The organism is Streptomyces sp. NPDC104202 (genome assembly GCF_055584185.1).
The window spans coordinates 84,642-99,785 of record NZ_JBVJMN010000023.1 but is presented as its reverse complement, the minus strand read 5'-3'; the positions used below and the strand labels follow the sequence as shown (position 1 = coordinate 99,785).

General features: G+C 71.0%; 16 protein-coding genes. 7 read left to right on the top strand and 9 right to left on the bottom strand.

Annotation, left to right across the window (positions count from 1 at the left end; translation table 11 throughout):
- A partial coding sequence (locus ACZ60W_RS17395) for a hypothetical protein (protein WP_469756178.1) occupies positions 1-279 on the top strand: 279 nt, incomplete at its 5' end.
- Between the two features lie 126 nt (positions 280-405).
- Here ACZ60W_RS17395 and ACZ60W_RS17390 read toward each other — a convergent pair.
- Entirely contained in the window at positions 406-1,068 is a 663-nt protein-coding gene (locus ACZ60W_RS17390; protein WP_469756177.1) for a DNA-3-methyladenine glycosylase, read from the bottom strand.
- A 76-nt stretch (positions 1,069-1,144) separates the two neighbouring features.
- On the opposite strand from ACZ60W_RS17390, the gene ACZ60W_RS17385 reads away from it, so the two are divergent.
- The 3 genes from ACZ60W_RS17385 to ACZ60W_RS17375 all read left to right on the top strand — a co-directional run bounded on the left by ACZ60W_RS17385 (position 1,145) and on the right by ACZ60W_RS17375 (position 3,192).
- Positions 1,145-1,927: a sporulation protein gene (locus ACZ60W_RS17385; RefSeq protein ID WP_469756176.1), complete on the top strand. Its 783-nt coding sequence runs from the start codon at positions 1,145-1,147 to the stop codon at positions 1,925-1,927.
- 55 nt (positions 1,928-1,982) lie between these two features.
- Positions 1,983-2,522 carry a YbhB/YbcL family Raf kinase inhibitor-like protein gene (locus tag ACZ60W_RS17380; RefSeq protein WP_469756175.1) on the top strand — a complete coding sequence of 180 codons (540 nt, stop codon included), beginning with the start codon at positions 1,983-1,985 and terminating at the stop codon, positions 2,520-2,522.
- A gap of 163 nt (positions 2,523-2,685) precedes the next feature.
- Entirely contained in the window at positions 2,686-3,192 is a 507-nt protein-coding gene (locus ACZ60W_RS17375; RefSeq protein ID WP_366301875.1) for an HNH endonuclease, read from the top strand.
- 101 nt (positions 3,193-3,293) lie between these two features.
- Here the strand turns inward: ACZ60W_RS17375 and ACZ60W_RS17370 are convergent, their stop codons facing one another.
- The 4 genes from ACZ60W_RS17370 to ACZ60W_RS17355 all read right to left on the bottom strand — a co-directional run bounded on the left by ACZ60W_RS17370 (position 3,294) and on the right by ACZ60W_RS17355 (position 6,499).
- Complete coding sequence (locus ACZ60W_RS17370) at positions 3,294-4,067, bottom strand: sulfite exporter TauE/SafE family protein (RefSeq protein ID WP_469756174.1); 774 nt, start codon at positions 4,065-4,067, stop codon at positions 3,294-3,296.
- 93 nt (positions 4,068-4,160) lie between these two features.
- Positions 4,161-5,102: an SPFH domain-containing protein gene (locus ACZ60W_RS17365; RefSeq protein ID WP_469756173.1), complete on the bottom strand. Its 942-nt coding sequence runs from the start codon at positions 5,100-5,102 to the stop codon at positions 4,161-4,163.
- 93 nt (positions 5,103-5,195) lie between these two features.
- Positions 5,196-5,624, bottom strand: a complete 429-nt coding sequence (locus tag ACZ60W_RS17360; protein WP_469756172.1) for an NfeD family protein — start codon at positions 5,622-5,624, stop codon at positions 5,196-5,198.
- A 77-nt stretch (positions 5,625-5,701) separates the two neighbouring features.
- Positions 5,702-6,499, bottom strand: coding sequence for an ABC transporter ATP-binding protein (locus tag ACZ60W_RS17355; RefSeq protein ID WP_469756171.1), 798 nt, complete (start codon positions 6,497-6,499; stop codon positions 5,702-5,704).
- Positions 6,500-6,634: 135 nt separating this feature from the next.
- On the opposite strand from ACZ60W_RS17355, the gene ACZ60W_RS17350 reads away from it, so the two are divergent.
- On the top strand, positions 6,635-7,426 hold the full coding sequence (locus tag ACZ60W_RS17350) for a hypothetical protein (protein ID WP_469756170.1): 792 nt from the start codon (positions 6,635-6,637) through the stop codon (positions 7,424-7,426).
- A gap of 186 nt (positions 7,427-7,612) precedes the next feature.
- Here the strand turns inward: ACZ60W_RS17350 and ACZ60W_RS17345 are convergent, their stop codons facing one another.
- The 3 genes from ACZ60W_RS17345 to ACZ60W_RS17335 form a co-directional block, all read right to left on the bottom strand.
- The gene (locus ACZ60W_RS17345; protein ID WP_469756169.1) at positions 7,613-7,858 is read right to left on the bottom strand and encodes a chaplin; all 246 of its coding nucleotides are present in this window, start codon (positions 7,856-7,858) and stop codon (positions 7,613-7,615) included.
- A 153-nt stretch (positions 7,859-8,011) separates the two neighbouring features.
- Entirely contained in the window at positions 8,012-8,656 is a 645-nt protein-coding gene (locus ACZ60W_RS17340) for a response regulator (protein ID WP_469756168.1), read from the bottom strand.
- The gene (locus ACZ60W_RS17335) at positions 8,649-9,794 is read right to left on the bottom strand and encodes a GAF domain-containing sensor histidine kinase (RefSeq protein ID WP_469756167.1); all 1,146 of its coding nucleotides are present in this window, start codon (positions 9,792-9,794) and stop codon (positions 8,649-8,651) included. The genes ACZ60W_RS17340 and ACZ60W_RS17335 overlap by 8 nt, the downstream gene beginning before the upstream one ends.
- Positions 9,795-10,223: 429 nt before the next feature.
- Between ACZ60W_RS17335 and ACZ60W_RS17330 the strand changes: the two genes are divergently transcribed.
- Positions 10,224-11,006: a transglycosylase SLT domain-containing protein gene (locus ACZ60W_RS17330; RefSeq protein ID WP_469756166.1), complete on the top strand. Its 783-nt coding sequence runs from the start codon at positions 10,224-10,226 to the stop codon at positions 11,004-11,006.
- Positions 11,007-11,086: 80 nt separating this feature from the next.
- Here ACZ60W_RS17330 and ACZ60W_RS17325 read toward each other — a convergent pair whose 3' ends face one another.
- A complete protein-coding gene (locus tag ACZ60W_RS17325) occupies positions 11,087-13,630 on the bottom strand; it encodes an ABC transporter ATP-binding protein/permease (protein ID WP_469756165.1) in 2,544 nt (847 codons plus the stop codon).
- Between the two features lie 232 nt (positions 13,631-13,862).
- On the opposite strand from ACZ60W_RS17325, the gene serB reads away from it, so the two are divergent.
- The gene (serB, locus tag ACZ60W_RS17320) at positions 13,863-15,077 is read left to right on the top strand and encodes a phosphoserine phosphatase SerB (RefSeq protein WP_469756164.1); all 1,215 of its coding nucleotides are present in this window, start codon (positions 13,863-13,865) and stop codon (positions 15,075-15,077) included.
- Positions 15,078-15,144 lie beyond the last annotated feature (67 nt).

Sequence of the window (15,144 nt, the reverse complement as noted above, 5' to 3'; positions counted from 1 at the left end):
CCGGCAGGACTTTCAAAGGAACCTCGCCATCCGAAGATGGACGGGGTATCAACTAATCTGGCGTTGATTTTTGGCACGCTGTTGAGTTCTCAAGGAACGGACGCTTCCTTCGTACTCACCCTCTCGGGCTTTCCTCCGGGCTTTCCCTTCGTGTTTCCAACCTTACCAGATCGTTTTCCGTTCCGTTTCCGGTTCGGATTTCATATCCGGTGGCCTGTTGGCTGCCTTTTGCCTTTCGGCGTGGTCACTACGTTAGCTGATTTCCCTGGAGGCTCATAATCGAGTCATTCGAAACGAATTTCGGAATGCCGAAATGAACCCCGATTGGGGTGGTCATCTTGAGTAGTGGATGGCCGCTCCGGGGTGCTTGAACAAGCAGGCCCGTTTCCAGCGGCTCGGGCCACGTTAGTCGTTCGGGTGGGCAGAGTCAAGCCTTCGCTTGCGGGGCGTGTGGGGACGGTAGGGACTGACGGTGCGGTCGTCCTCCAGCCAGAAGCGCCAGGGGTGGGGAGCGCCGTCGCCGCCGACGCCGGTGCGGGGGCCGGTGCGGACGCGGGCGGGGGGCGGTGGGGTGCCGGTGAGGAGGGCGAGGGGGGCGTCCGGGCCGGCGCAGACGTCCGTGCCGTTCAGGGAGAGGGTGACGTCGAGGGCCGTGGCCAGGCGGGCGGGGCCCTTGGCGAGCTCGTGCTCGGAGCGGGCCGAGCGGCGGCGCGGGCGGGCCTGGTCGGCACCGCGCAGGATCTCCCCCGCGCGCAGCAGGACCCCGCTCGCCTCGCCCTCGGGGCCGCAGACCAGGTTCAGGCAGTGCCACATGCCGTAGGTGAAGTAGACGTACGCGTGACCGGGCGGGCCGAACATCACGGCGTTGCGGGGGGTGCGGCCGCGGAAGGCGTGCGAGCCGGGGTCGACCGCGCCGGCGTACGCCTCCACCTCGGTGAGGCGCAGCTCCATGCGTCCCTCCTCCGTGACGCGGACGAGGGTGCGGCCCAGGAGATCGGGGGCGACTTCCAGTACGGGGCGGTCGAAGAAGGTGCGTGGGAGCGGCGTACGGTCGGGGCTCTCGCTCATGGCGCCCGAGGGTACTGGGGAACCGGCTACGGTCGTCGCGCGTATGAGGGGTCAGGACTGAGAAGGAGTGGAACTCATGGGATTCAAGAAGCTGCTCGCGAGCCTGGGTGCCGGTGGGGCCAGTGTGGAGACGGTGCTCACCGAGGAGAACGTGGTCCCGGGTGGGGTCGTCCAGGGTGAGGTGCGGATCCAGGGTGGCAGCGTCGACCAGCAGATCGAGGGACTGTCGATCGGTCTGCAGGCGCGCGTGGAGGTCGAGGGCGGCGACCAGGAGCACAAGCAGGACATCGAGTTCGTCAAGGTACGTCTGGGCGGTGCCTTCGAGGTCAAGGCCGGCGCGGTGCACGTGGTGCCGTTCGGTCTGGACATCCCGTGGGAGACGCCGGTGACGTCGGTCGCCGGGCAGCAGCTGCGCGGGATGAACATCGGTGTGACCACCGAGCTGGAGATCGCGCGCGCCGTGGACTCCGGTGACCTGGACCCGATCAACGTGCACCCGCTGCCGGCGCAGCAGGCGATCCTGGACGCCTTCATCCAGCTGGGCTTCCGTTTCAAGAGCGCGGACATGGAGCGCGGTCACATCAGGGGGACGCGGCAGAAGCTGCCCTTCTACCAGGAGATCGAGTTCTTCGCGCCGCAGCAGTACCGGGGCCTGAACCAGGTCGAGGTCAGCTTCGTCGCCGACGACCGCGAGATGGACGTCGTGCTGGAGATGGACAAGAAGCCGGGTCTGTTCGGCGAGGGCAGCGACTCCTTCCGTGCCTTCACGGTGGGGCTGCACGACTTCCACACGACCGACTGGGCGGCGTACCTCAACCAGTGGCTCGCCGAGGTCGGCGGCCGCCGCAACTGGCTCTAGGCTCGGCTGGAAGTGCTGTTGAGGCAGTAGCGACAGGCGATACGGAGGATTCGACGTGTCCGAGGGCAAGAGGGCGCCGCTCCCGCATGACTTCCATCCGCCGGTGGCGGCGTTCACGGTGGTGAGCGACGACATCGCGCCGGGCGGGGTCCTGAAGGACGACCAGGTGTACGCGGCGGGGAACACCTCGCCGCAGCTGCGCTGGGAGGGGTTCCCGGCGGAGACGAAGAGCTTCGCCGTCACGTGTTTCGATCCGGACGCGCCGACGGGCAGCGGCTTCTGGCACTGGGTGCTGTTCGACATCCCGGCGTCGGTGACGGAGCTGCCCGCGGGCGCGGGGTCGGGGTCGTTCGAGGGGCTGCCGGCCGGCGCCGTGCACGTGCGGAACGACTACGGGTCACGGGAGTTCGGCGGGGCCGCTCCCCCGCCCGGGGACCCGGCGCACCGCTATGTGTTCACGGTCTACGCGGTGGACGCCGAGAAGCTCGGTCCGGACGGGGACGCGTCGCCGGCGGCGATCGGCTTCAACCTGCGCTTCCACACGCTGGGGCGCGCCCAGTTGATCGGTGAATACGCGGCTCCCGCGTCGGTCTGATCGTTCGTTTGTTGTTTGCCCGCTTCTGGTCTTGGAGAGATCAGAAGCGGGCACCTTTTGTTTCGCGAGAAATTCCGTTGTCCGACCCGGCCGGCCCGGCCATCGTTGATCCAAGCCCGAAGCCCCGCGCGGGGCTGGGGCCGGCACACGGGAGGTGGGCAACATGCGGGACACGCTGGTACTCAACGCGAGCTTCGAGCCGCTGTCGACGGTCACTCTCAACCGTGCGGTGGTGCTTGTCCTGCAGGACAAGGCCGTCGTCGAGCAGGCCCATCCGGAACTCCGGGTGCGCGGTGCCGCCGTCGACCTGCCGGTGCCGCGGGTGATCAGGTTGTGCCGCTACGTCCGGGTGCCGTTCCGAAGACAGGCCCCGTGGTCGCGGAGGGGGGTGCTGGTCCGGGACCAGCACCGGTGCGCGTACTGCGGGAGGCGGGCGACGACGGTCGACCACGTCGTGCCGCGGGCGCAGGGTGGCGGGGACAGTTGGCTGAACACGGTCGCCTCGTGCGCCGAGGACAACCACCGCAAGGCCGACCGGACGCCGGAGCAGGCGGGGATGCCGTTGCTGCACCAGCCGTTCGAGCCGACGCCGGCGGACGCGATGCTGCTGGCGCTGCGGGCGCGTGAGCGGTCGGAGCTGCCGGAGTGGCTGTCCGGAGCGGCCGCGTGAGGCGGTGATCCGTGGCCGTCCGGTCCATGAGTGCGGGAAGGGTCCGTCTCCCAGGGGGAGGCGGGCCCTTCCGTCGTGCCGGACCGGGGTCCGTGCGGGGGTCAGCGCAGGGTCAGCTGGAGGATGGCGACGACGCCGACCGTGATGATCACTCCGCGCAGGGCGGCGGGGGGCAGTTTCCGCCCGACCTTGGCGCCGATCTGGCCGCCGAGGGTGGAGCCGACGGCGATGAGGAGGACGGCGGTCCAGTCGAACTCGGCGACGAAGAGGAAGAAGACGGCGGCGACGCCGTTGACGAGGGCGCCGAGGATGTTCTTGACGGCGTTGATGCGCTGCAGGGTGTCGTGGAGGAGCAGCCCCATGAGGGAGAGGTAGAGCACGCCCTGCGCGGCGCCGAAGTATCCGCCGTACATGCTGGCGAGGAGGAGGCCGACGAGGAGGACGGGGCCGCCGTCGGGGTGGGCCTCGGTGCCGGTCTGCTCGCGTCGGCGCTGGACGGCGGCGGCGATGCGGGGCTGGAAGAGGACCAGGACGAGCGCGAGGCCGATGAGGACGGGGACGATCGCGTCGAACGCCTGCGACGGCAGGGCGAGGAGCAGGACGGCGCCGATGAGTCCGCCGAGGAGGGCGACGGCGCCGAGGCGGAGGATGCGGGACTTCTGTCCCTTGAGCTCGCGGCGGTAGCCGATGGCGCCGCTGATGGAGCCGGGGACGAGGCCGAGGGCGTTGGAGACGTTCGCGGTGATCGGGGGGAGTCCGGTCGCGAGGAGGACCGGGAACGTGATCAGCGTTCCCGATCCGACGATGGTGTTGATGGTGCCGGCGCCGATGCCGGCGGCGAAGACCGCCAGTGCTTCCCAGATGGACAACGCCATCTCCTTACATGGTCAGTGGCTCGCCTCCCCGCCCTGAGGTCGTCAGGGTCGAGGGGCTCGCACCGATCATGCACGAAGAATTACGTGTACGTGTCAGTCAACCGAGGGTTCGTCGCGGCGCTGGGCCGGGGGCGCGCCCTTCACGTTGAACCCGGGGGCGCCGCCGCCGACGTTGCCGAAGGCGCCGGAGAGGCCCTTGAGGGCGTCGCCGATCTCGCTGGGCACGATCCAGAGCTTGTTGGCGTCGCCCTCGGCGATCTTCGGGAGCATCTGGAGGTACTGGTACGAGAGGAGCTTCTGGTCGGGGTCACCGGCGTGGATGGCCTCGAAGACCGTGCGGACGGCCTGAGCCTCGCCCTCGGCCTTGAGGGCGGCGGCCTTGGCCTCGCCCTCGGCGCGGAGGATGGCGGACTGCTTCTCGCCCTCGGCGGTGAGGATCGCGGACTGGCGGGTGCCCTCGGCGGTGAGGATCGCGGCGCGCTTGTCGCGCTCGGCGCGCATCTGCTTCTCCATCGAGTCCTGGATGGAGGTCGGCGGCTCGATCGCCTTGAGCTCGACGCGGTTGACGCGGATGCCCCACTTGCCGGTGGCCTCGTCCAGGACGCCGCGCAGGGCCGCGTTGATCTCCTCGCGGGAGGTGAGGGTGCGCTCCAGGTCCATGCCGCCGATGATGTTGCGCAGGGTGGTGACGGTGAGCTGCTCGATCGCCTGGATGTAGCTGGCGACCTCGTAGGTCGCGGCCCGGGCGTCGGTGACCTGGTAGTAGATGACCGTGTCGATGTTGACCACCAGGTTGTCCTGGGTGATCACCGGCTGCGGCGGGAAGGGGACGACCTGTTCGCGGAGGTCGATCCGGTTGCGGATCGAGTCGATGAACGGGACGACGATGTTCAGTCCCGCGTTGAGGGTGCGCGTGTAGCGCCCGAAGCGCTCCACGATCGCCGCGCTCGCCTGCGGGATGACCTGGATCGTCTTGATCAGGGCGATGAAGACGAGCACCACCAGAATGATCAGGACGATGATGACTGCTGACATCGTGTTCCCCGTGCCCTTCGCTGCCGGTTGACTGCCGGGTGGCCTTGCATGATCCAGTTTCCCAGACGGCGGGGCGTCATGGGCGAGGTTCGGTCACATGACGACGGCGGTGGCCCCGTCGATGTCGACGACGTCGACCTGCTCACCCGGTTCGAAGCTCAGTCCGGTGTCGAGCGTGCGCGCGGACCAGATCTCGCCGGCGAGTTTGATGCGGCCTCCGTGGCCGTCGACCCGTTCCAGGACGACGGCCTGACGGCCCTTCAGGGCGTCGACCCCGGTGGCCAGTCCCGGCCGGTCGTCGCGATGGCGGGCGGCGATCGGGCGGACCACCCCGATGAGCGCCACCGAGACGGCGACGAAGACGAGCACCTGCGCGACGACTCCGAAGCCGAGGGCGGCGGTCACCGCTCCGGCGACGGCTCCCACGGAGAGCATCCCGAACTCCGGCATCGCGGTCAGCACCAGCGGAATGCCGAGCCCCACCGCGCCGATCAGCCACCAGACCCATGCGTCGATGTCCACGGGGGCAATGGTAGGGCGGGTGGGGCTCTCCGGGACAGGGCGCGGGCGGCTGTGCGGGACGCCGGCGCTCCGTACGGCTACTTCAGGGGCAGACCGTGCGCGGTCCAGCGGTCGCCGACGCGCTCGACGACGAGCGGCAGGCCGAAGCAGAGCGAGAGGTTGCGGGAGGTGAGCTCCATCTCCACGGGGCCGGCGGCGAGCACCTTGCCCTGACGGATCATCAGGACGTGGGTGAAGCCCGGGGCGATCTCCTCGACGTGGTGCGTGACCATGATCATGGAGGGGGCGTACGGGTCGCGGGCGAGCCGGCCGAGGCGGCGGACCAGGTCCTCGCGGCCGCCGAGGTCGAGGCCGGCGGCGGGCTCGTCGAGGAGGAGGAGCTCGGGGTCGGTCATCATCGCGCGGGCGATCAGGGTGCGCTTGCGCTCGCCCTCGGAGAGGGTGCCGAACCGGCGGTCCAGGTAGTCGTTCATGCCGAGGCGGTCGAGGAACGCCTTGGCGCGGTCCTCGTCGACCGGGTCGTAGTCCTCGTGCCAGGTGGCGGTCATGCCGTACGCGGCGGTGAGGACGGTCTGCAGGACGGTCTGGCGCTTGGGGAGCTTCTCCGCCATGGCGATGCCGGCCATGCCGATGCGGGGGCGGAGCTCGAAGACGTCGGTGCCGACGCCGCCGAGCTGCTCGCCGAGGATCCGGGCGGTGCCCTTGGTGGGGAAGAGGTAGCTGGAGGCGATGTTCAGAAGGGTGGTCTTGCCGGCGCCGTTGGGTCCGAGGATCACCCAGCGCTCGCCCTCCTTGACCGACCAGGAGACCTCGTCCACCAGAGCCCGTCCGTCGCGGACCACGGATACGTCCACCAGCTCCAGTACATCGCTCATGAGCGCGTTGTCTCCCCTTGCGGTCGAGTCGTGTCGTCGCCTTGCGCCGATGGGCGCGGCGTCCAGGGGAAAACCTACGTTATCGGCGGAGCGGGCCGGTCCCTAGGGCTGCCTTGGAGTCCCTAGTCTGGGGGGATGCTTTCGGAACCACGCTCAGGACGCCTGGCCGCCTGGGGCAACGCCCTGCTGGCCGGGGCGGTGTCGCCGGACGACGCGGCGCTGGCCATTGTCGGGGAGGACGCGGTGCACCGCGTCGAGGGGCTGCCGGGTGAGGCGGGGCCGGTGGGGCTGACGCTGGCCCTGGGGCGGCTGCGGCGGCTCGGGGTGACCGGGTGGCGGGTGGCGCTGCCGGCGCCGGGGCACCCGCTGGGGCTCAGCGGGCCGCCCGACTTCAACGCGCGCGCCCTGGAGGCGGAGGAGGCCGTCGTCGGCTTCGGCGCGCCCTACGGTCTCGTGCCGGAGGTCTCCGAGGCGGGCCCGCCGGGCGATCTCCACGTGGAGGTCCTCTGGCGCTGCCTCGCGGTGCGCGAGGCCCCGCCGGCGGACGTGCCGTCGCTCGGCGAGGCGGAGCGGGAGCTGGCGGAGGCGCTGCGGGACGCGACCGCGGTCCTCACCCGGCTCGCCGTGGCGGCCTCCGGTCCGGCCGCCGACGCGGCGCGCGAGGCGTACCGGGCCCGTGCCGAGGTCGGGCGCGAGGTGCTGGCGCCTGGCTATCCGCCCCGCGCGGTCCGCGTCCTGGAGCTCGCGCAGCGCATCGGGCTGCTCGTGGACCTCGCCTACGGCAACGGGCACGGCGGCGCCGTGAGCGCCTCCGAGATGGCGGCGCGCGGGGAGGCGCTGCGGCCGGTGGAGCGGGTCGCGCGCCGGGCGCAGGTCGCGGCGTACAACGCGTACGTGGAGGAGAGGGAGCGGGACCGGGGGTTCTGACGCGGCCGTCGTCGCGCCGAGTGGCGGCCGGGGCGGGCCGAGGAGGTCGGCGCGGGCCGTGGGGGTCGGCGCGGGATCGGGGGAAGGGGACGGGGGGTAGAGCGGGTCGCGGAGTGAGGGAGGACGGGGAAACGGCGGACCCCCGGCGCCCGGGGGTTGTCCGGGGCCGGGGGTCGGGGCGGAGGGTCAGCCGTTGACGGCGCCGTTGCCGAAGGCCGGGTTGAGCAGGCCGATCACGTTGACCGTGTTGCCGGAGACGTTCACGGGGACGTGGACCGGGACCTGCACCAGGTTGCCGGAGGCGACGCCCGGCGAGTGGAGGGCCTGGCCCATGGCCTCGGCACCGCCGTGGGCGGAGGCGGCACCCGCACCGGCGGCGACGATGCCACCGGCGACCATGGTGAGGGCGGCGGCCTTCTTGAGGTTCTTCACTTGGTACATCCTCCTGGTCATCGCTGCGGCGGATCCGCCGCAGCACGTCCTGGAGAACGCGGGACGCGCCGCCGGGTTGCGCCGAACGGGGGATATACACACGACGGTATGAAGGATTGAACGGTCGTGCGCCCGGCGCACGAGGGGGGCGCGTCAGTCGGTGAGGCCGTGGCGGACGGCCCAGAGGGCGGCCTGGGTGCGGTCCGCCAGGTCGAGCTTCATCAGGATGTTCGAGACGTGCGTCTTGACCGTCTTCTCCGACAGGACGAGGGCGCGGGCGATCTCGCGGTTGGAGCGGCCGTCGGCGATGAGGCCGAGCACTTCGCGCTCCCGCTCGGTGAGCGTGGTGCCGCGGCCGGTGCCGCCGGGGGCGTCGTCCTGGGCGAGGAGGGCCTCGGCGACCTCGGGCTGGAGGAGGACGTGCCCGGCGTGGACGGAGCGGATCGCGCCGGCCAGGGCGTCGGGGTCGATGTCCTTGTAGACGTATCCGCAGGCTCCGGCGCGGAGCGCGGGGACGACCGTGCGCTGCTCGGTGAAGCTGGTGACGACGAGGACCCGGGCGGGGTTGGCGAGCTCGCGGAGCCGCTTGAGCGCCTCGATGCCGTCCGTGCCGGGCATCTTCACGTCCATGAGGACCACGTCGGGGCGGAGCTCCTCGGCGCGGGCGACGCCCTCGGCGCCGTCGGACGCCTCCCCCACCACCTGGATGTCGTCCTGGACCTCCAGGAAGGTGCGCAGGCCGCGGCGGACGACCTGGTGGTCGTCGACGAGCAGGACGCGGATCGGGCGGTCAGCCACCGGGTACCTCCATCTCGATCGTGGTGCCCTCACCGGGGGCCGAGGTCACGGTCAGGGCGCCGCCGACGCCGCTCGCCCGGTCCCGCATGGAGACGAGGCCGAGGTGGCGGCCGGCGCTGCGGACCGTACGCGGGTCGAATCCCCTGCCGTCGTCGGTGACGGTGAGCCGGGCGCCCTGGCCGCTGCGGGTGAGGGTGACGGCGACGGACGCGGCGTCCGCGTGCCGCAGGGCGTTGTGCAGGGCCTCCTGGGCCACGCGCAGCACGGCCTCCTCCTGGGCGGCCGGCAGGGCGCGGGCGCCGGGGGCGTCGAAGGTGACCCGGGCCGTGTGGGCACGGTCGAGGACCTGGATCTGGGTGCGCAGGGTGGGGACGAGCCCGTCCTCGTCCAAGGCCGCGGGGCGCAGCTCGACGACGGCGGCGCGCAGCTCGTCGGCGGCCTCGGCAGCGAGGGCGGCGACCTCGTGGAGCTCGTCCTTGGCGCGGGCGGGGTCACGGTCGACGAGGGCCGCGGCGGCCTGGGCGGTGAGCCGGAGCGAGAAGAGCTTCTGGCTGACGGCGTCGTGGAGCTCGTGGGCGAGGCGGGAGCGCTCCTCGGCGATGGTGAGCTCGCGGCTGCGCTCGTACAGGCGCGCGTTGGTGAGGGCGATGGCGGCGTGCTGGGCGAGGATCGAGAGCAGTTCCTCGTCCTCGGCGGTGAAGCCGCAGCCGCCGCTCCCCTTGGCGCGGCGCTTGTTGGCCAGGAAGAGGGCGCCGAGGATCTCGTCGCCGTCCCGGACGGGCAGGCCGAGGAAGTCGGACATCTCGGGGTGGGCCTCGGGCCAGCCCTCGAACCGGGGGTCGAGGCGGACGTCGGCGAGCCGTTCGGTCTCGGCCTTCCGGAGCATGGCCGCGAGGATGCCGTGCTGGCGGGGCAGCGGCCCGATGGCCTTCCACTGCTCCTCGCCGACGCCGTCGACGACGAACTGGGCGAAGCCCCCGTGGTCGTCGGGGACGCCCAGGGCCGCGTACTCGGCGTCGAGGAGCTCGCGGGCGGACACGACGATCGTCTTGAGGACGTCGCGGACCTCCAGGCGGCGGCTCATCGCCAGCAGGGCGGTGCTCACGGCGGCCAGGCCGGAGCTCGGTCGATGGCTCATGCGGTCACGGTACCGGCGGGACGTGACCGTCCGTATCCGTCCGGGGACCGCGGCGGGAGGGGACGGGGGACCTAGGTCGCAGGGCGGGGCGGCGGGCGTCCTCCGGAGGGAGGAGGGGGCTCACTGTGTGCATTGCGCGCGCAACGCCTGGTGAGGTTGTCACGGGGCCGATGTGAGCCCGCGCATAGGGCCCACATCACTTACGAAGCTCGCTAGTGGACGCGGCGAGACCAGGTGAAAGCGGCGTGGGCAGGGTTCTCGGGGGTGTCGGCGGCCCTGCCGCCGGGCCCTGATCCACTACCCGGGATCGTACGTCACACCTTTGCCACAGGATTTTGCTGCCGCTAAGAATTGCCCTCGTCGCCGCCGAAGAAGGCGCAGTGCCGCCCCGGCCGAGCGATCCCCAGCGATTCGAAGAGGTAGTCCGTTATGTCTGCGAACACCCCTGGCCACATTCGTGGTCTGAAGAAGACCCACAAGGCCACGATCGCCGGCGTCGCCGCTCTGGGCGCCGCGGCGCTCACCCTCTCCCTCGTCCCCGGCAACGGCTCCACCGAGACCGAGCCGCAGGCCCTCTCGGGCACGCAGAAGGTCGCCTGGTCGTACGACGCGGCCAGCCCTCAGGCGAAGGCGCTCGCCGCCAGCATCGACGAGCAGCAGTCCACCATCGGCCTGAAGGCCAAGCAGGAGGCCGAGGCGAAGGCCAAGGCCGCCGCGAAGGCCAAGGCCGACGCCAAGGCGAAGGCCGCCGCGAAGGCGAAGGCGGACGCCCGCGCCAAGGCCGCCGCGAAGGCCAAGGCCGACGCCCGCGCCAAGGCCAAGGCCGCGGCGAAGAAGCGCGCCGCGGAGAAGTCGGCCGCGAGCCGTTCCGTCGCCCGTACCCCGGTCTTCGCGAACAACCTCGACGGCTGGATCCGCGAGGCGCTCTTCATCATGGACAAGCACAACATCCCGGGCTCGTACAACGGCCTGCACAAGAACATCATGCGCGAGTCCAGCGGCAACCCGCGGGCCATCAACAACTGGGACATCAACGCCATCAACGGCATCCCGTCCAAGGGTCTGCTCCAGGTCATCTACCCGACCTTCAAGGCGTACCACATCCCCGGCACCGCGTTCGACCAGTACGACCCGGTCGCCAACATCGTCGCCGCCGCCAACTACGCGGCCGACCGCTACGGCTCGATCGACAACGTCAACAGCGCGTACTGATCCGTTGTCGCACCCCCGTACGCCGACGGGCGGCACCCCCGCACTGGGGGTGCCGCCCGTCGGCGTGCTGCCGGATCCGGCTACTTGCGCATGACCTCGGGCTCGTGGCGGCGCAGCAGGCGCGCCACGACGAAGCAGCAGACGACGGCCATCAGGAGCTGGATGCCGAGGTCCAGGCTCCACTGGGCGACCGTGTGCTCCCACAGGGGGTCGGTGTCGGTGGGGTTCTTGTGGTCCCACGGCGGCATGAGGCGGGCCAGGTCGAGCGTGGTGCCGGCGCCGGCGATGCCCCAGCGGGAGGGCATGAGCCAGGCGAACTGCTCCAGGCCGGGCGAGCCGTAGACCTGGAAGAGGATGCCGGTGAAGACGACCTGGATGATCGCGAACATGACCAGGAGGGGCATGGTCTTCTCGGCGGTCTTCACGAGCGACGAGATGACCAGGCCGAACATCATCGAGGTCAGGCCCAGGGCGATGACCTGGACGCACAGCTCGACGGCCGGCGGCATGAACAGGCCCTCCTCGGGCAGGGCCCGGGTGGAGAAGCCGATGCCGCAGATGATGACGCCCTGGAAGGCCGTGATCAGGCCGAGCACGATGACCTTGGACATCAGGTACGCGGAGCGGGAGAGGCCGGTGGCGCGCTCCCGTTCGTAGATGACCCGTTCCTTGATCAGCTCTCGGACGGAGTTGGCGGCGCCGCTGAAGCACATGCCGACCGCGAGGATCAGCATGATCGTGCCGGCGTCGCCGTTGAAGCGGGACGGCGGCTTGGGCGAGCCCAGGCCGAAGTCCGCGGGGATGACGACCGAGACCGCGCCGAGGACGGCCGGCAGGATCACCATGAGGCCCAGGAAGCCCTTGTCGGAGGCGATCACCGAGACGTAGCGGCGGATCAGGGTCCACAGCTGGGAGCCCCAGCCCTGCGGCTTGGGCGGCCGGGACATCGCCTGCTGCGGCATCTGGACGGGCTGGGCGGCGACGGCGTCGATGTCCGCGGCGTACATCTGGTAGTGCTGCGAGCCCTTCCAGCGGCCCGCCCAGTCGTAGTCGCGGTAGTTCTCGAAGGCCGAGAAGACGTCGGCCCAGGTGGAGTAGCCGAAGAAGTTCAGCGCCTCCTCCGGCGGACCGAAGTACGCCACCGAGCCGCCGGGCGCCATGACGAGGAGCTTGTCGCACAGGCCGAGCTCGGCCACCGAGTGGGTGACGACGAGGACCGTGCGGCCGTCGTCCGCGAGGCCGCGCAGGAGCTGCATGACGTCGCGGTCCATGCCCGGGTCGAGGCCGGAGGTCGGCTCGTCCAGGAAGATCAGCGACGGCTTGGTGAGGAGCTCCAGCGCGACGGAGACGCGCTTGCGCTGGCCACCGGAGAGGGAGGTGACCTTCTTCTCCTTGTGGATGTCGAGCTTGAGCTCGCGCAGCACCTCGTCGATGCGGGCCTCGCGCTCGGCCGTGGCGGTGTCGCCGGGGAAGCGGAGTTTGGCCGCGTAGCGCAGCGCCTTCTGGACGGTCAGCTCCTTGTGCAGGATGTCGTCCTGCGGGACCAGACCGATGCGCTGGCGCAGCTCGGCGAACTGCTTGTAGAGGCTGCGGTTGTCGTAGAGGACGTCGCCCTCGTTGGCCGGGCGGTATCCGGTCAGCGCCTTGAGCAGGGTGGACTTGCCGGAGCCCGACGGGCCGATGACGCCGATCAGCGACTTCTCGGGGACGCCGAAGGAGACGTCCTTGAGGATCTGCTTGCCGCCGTCGACGGTGACCGTCAGGTGGCGGGCCGAGAAGGAGACCGAGCCGGTGTCGACGAACTCTTCCAGCTGGCCGCCGACGATCCGGAACGTCGAGTGGCCGACGCCGACGATGTCCTGCGGACCGAGGAGGGCGGTGCCGCCCTTGGGGATCGGCTGGCCGTTGACGTACGTGCCGTTGTGCGAGCCGAGGTCGCGGATCTCGAAACGGCCGTCGGGCGTCGCGTGGAACTCGGCGTGGTTCCGGGAGACCTGGAGGTCGGAGACGACCAGCTCGTTCTCCAGGGCACGGCCGATGCGCATGACGTGGCCGAGGGACAGCTGGTGGAACGTCGTCGGGCTGCGGTCGGCGTAGGCCGACGACGCCCCCGCGGCGGCGCCGTGCCCCTGGTGACCGTGCGCGCCCTGGGGGGCGCCCTGCTGGTGCGGGAACTGCGGCTGCGCGGGCGGCTGCTGCCAGCCCTGCTGCTGCGGCGGTCCCTGCGTGACCCATTCCGCCTGGGCGGCCTGGTCGGCGGCCTGGTGCGCCGCCACGGGCTGGGCCACCGGCGGCTGCTGGGCCTGCGGTGCGCCCTGGGCCCCGGCGGCGAGATTGAGCCGCGGGCCGTCGGTCGCGTTGCCGAGGTGGACGGCCGAGCCGGGGGCGATCTCCATCTGGTGGATCCGCTGCCCCTGGACGAACGTGCCGTTGGTGGAGCCGTGGTCCTCGATGACCCAGCTCCGGCCGCCCCAGCTGATCGTGGCGTGGCGCCACGAGACCCTGGCGTCGTCGATGACCAGGTCGCCCTGCGGATCACGACCCAGGGTGTACGACCTGGACGGGTCGAGGGTCCAGGTCCTTCCATTCAATTCCAGTACGAGTTCTGGCACTCCACGCCCCACTACTTGTCCCCCGATGTACCCCCGTCGCGGGGAGCCCAGGGATGGCGAACATCGTGGGGAACTATTTCAGGCCCGGTCCCCTCTCCGAAAGTCGGGCAGCGTGAAGACCCGGCGCAGGCTCCCCCGGGCGTCCCTCCGGAGCCCTCCGGGCGCGCTTCGCCGGCCGCCCGGGTGTCCGCTACGCGGGACGGGGGGTCAGGTGGCACGCCGTGCCCGATACGGTGGAACCACCATGAGCGCATCGCAGACCTCAGACGTTCCCACCCTTCTCGTCAAGATCTTCGGGAAGGACCGTCCCGGGATCACCGCGGGACTCTTCGACACCCTCGCCGCCTACTCCGTCGACGTCGTGGACATCGAGCAGGTGGTCTCCCGCGGCCGCCTCGTCCTGTGCGCGCTCGTGACGGAGCCGACCGTGGCCTCGGCGGGTGAGCTGCGGGCCACCGTGCACAGCTGGGCCGAGTCGCTGAAGCTGCAGGCCGAGATCATCTCCGGCACCGGTGACAACCGGCCGCGCGGTGAGGGCCGATCCCACGTCACCGTCCTCGGCAACCCGCTGACGGCGGAGCAGACGGCGGCCATAGCGGCCAGGATCGCGGAGACCGGCGGCAACATCGACCGCGTCTTCCGCCTGGCGAAGTACCCGGTCACGGCGGTCGAGTTCGCCGTCTCGGGCTGTGAGACAGAGCCGCTGCGGACGGCCCTCGCCGTCGAGGCGCACTCCATCGGCGTCGACGTCGGCGTGGTCTCCGCCGGGCTGCACCGGCGCGCCCAGCGGCTGGTCGTGATGGACGTCGACTCGACGCTGATCCAGGACGAGGTGATCGAGCTCTTCGCGGCGCACGCGGGCTGCGAGGACGAGGTCGCCGAGGTGACGGCGGCGGCGATGCGCGGCGAGCTGGACTTCGAGCAGTCGCTGCACGCGCGGGTGAAGCTGCTGGCCGGTCTCGACGCCTCGGTGGTCGACAAGGTCCGTGCCGAGGTGCGGATGACGCCGGGGGCCCGGACCCTGATCCGTACGCTCAAGCGGCTCGGGTACCAGGTGGGTGTGGTCTCCGGCGGGTTCACGCAGGTCACCGACGACCTGAAGGAGCGGCTGGGGCTGGACTTCGCCCAGGCCAACACCCTGGAGATCGTCGACGGGAAGCTGACCGGGCGAGTGACCGGCGAGATCGTGGACCGCGCGGGCAAGGCGCGGCTGCTGCGCCGGTTCGCCACGGAGGCGGGGGTGCCGCTGGCGCAGACCGTGGCGATCGGCGACGGGGCCAACGACCTGGACATGCTGAACGCGGCCGGTCTCGGCGTGGCGTTCAACGCCAAGCCGGTGGTGCGCAGGGCCGCGGACACGGCTGTGAACGTGCCCTTCCTCGACACCGTGCTGTACCTGCTCGGGATCACGCGCGAGGAGGTCGAGGCGGCGGACGGCGGCGAGGAGCTGCTGCACTGAGCCCCGGCACAGGAGAGGGCCCGGCCGTCGTGGGACGGCCGGGCCCTCTCGCGTACGGGAGCGTGCG

Coding starts and splice junctions, on each gene's coding strand:
- ACZ60W_RS17390 (WP_469756177.1), bottom strand. CDS start 1,068: ATGAGCGAGAGCCCCGACCGTACGCCGCTCCCACGCACCTTCTTCGAC.
- ACZ60W_RS17385 (WP_469756176.1), top strand. CDS start 1,145: ATGGGATTCAAGAAGCTGCTCGCGAGCCTGGGTGCCGGTGGGGCCAGT.
- ACZ60W_RS17375 (WP_366301875.1), top strand. CDS start 2,686: ATGCGGGACACGCTGGTACTCAACGCGAGCTTCGAGCCGCTGTCGACG.
- ACZ60W_RS17370 (WP_469756174.1), bottom strand. CDS start 4,067: ATGGCGTTGTCCATCTGGGAAGCACTGGCGGTCTTCGCCGCCGGCATC.
- ACZ60W_RS17365 (WP_469756173.1), bottom strand. CDS start 5,102: ATGTCAGCAGTCATCATCGTCCTGATCATTCTGGTGGTGCTCGTCTTC.
- ACZ60W_RS17355 (WP_469756171.1), bottom strand. CDS start 6,499: ATGAGCGATGTACTGGAGCTGGTGGACGTATCCGTGGTCCGCGACGGA.
- ACZ60W_RS17350 (WP_469756170.1), top strand. CDS start 6,635: ATGCTTTCGGAACCACGCTCAGGACGCCTGGCCGCCTGGGGCAACGCC.
- ACZ60W_RS17335 (WP_469756167.1), bottom strand. CDS start 9,794: ATGAGCCATCGACCGAGCTCCGGCCTGGCCGCCGTGAGCACCGCCCTG.
- ACZ60W_RS17330 (WP_469756166.1), top strand. CDS start 10,224: ATGTCTGCGAACACCCCTGGCCACATTCGTGGTCTGAAGAAGACCCAC.
- serB (WP_469756164.1), top strand. CDS start 13,863: ATGAGCGCATCGCAGACCTCAGACGTTCCCACCCTTCTCGTCAAGATC.